At 48.8% G+C, this 502-nt stretch carries 1 protein-coding gene; it reads right to left on the reverse strand.

The features are described 5' to 3' along the window. Positions 1–45: 45 nt before the first annotated feature. The gene (gene fliS / locus WH277_RS02520) at positions 46–444 is read right to left on the reverse strand and encodes a flagellar export chaperone FliS (RefSeq protein WP_200643285.1); all 399 of its coding nucleotides are present in this window, start codon (positions 442–444) and stop codon (positions 46–48) included. Positions 445–502: the final 58 nt, after the last annotated feature.

Genomic DNA, 502 nt, shown 5'->3' on the forward strand with positions numbered 1-502 from the left:
ATAAATCGCGAGCAGATGTGGGGCAATGTTCATGTGTACAGAGTCCTAAACCAGAGCGGTTGTGCCAGAGACCTCTTTCCAGGCATCGGCGATATTGCGCAACAGCGCTTCAACTTCTTCAATTATTTGTACATCGTTATCTATGTTAGCGCGTACCAGGCGATGCACCATATAGCGGTACAGCCCCAGCAAATTCTGCGTTAACTCGTCTTCGCTGTTTTCATCTAAACCCAGCTTAAGACCGTTATCGATAATATTAATGGCTTTGGAGAGCGACTCTCCTTTTTTGATCGTGTTACCGTCCTGCATGAAGAGTCGTGCGCGAACCAGGGCACTGAGTGCCCCATCAAACAGTAGAGTGATCAGCTGATCGTTACTGGCACTCATCACTGCACTTTCCACGCCGACTTTTGCATAGGCCTGGGTACCGCTTGCACTATACATTCTGGCTCCTTACTTCGTGGTACTGTTGGTTGTCGCGAACTGCTGAGTCAGGTAACTG

The sequence above is a fragment of the Erwinia sp. MYb416 genome (assembly GCF_037479575.1).
Lineage (GTDB): Bacteria > Pseudomonadota > Gammaproteobacteria > Enterobacterales > Enterobacteriaceae > Erwinia > Erwinia rhapontici.

Coding starts and splice junctions, on each gene's coding strand:
- fliS (WP_200643285.1), bottom strand. CDS start 444: ATGTATAGTGCAAGCGGTACCCAGGCCTATGCAAAAGTCGGCGTGGAA.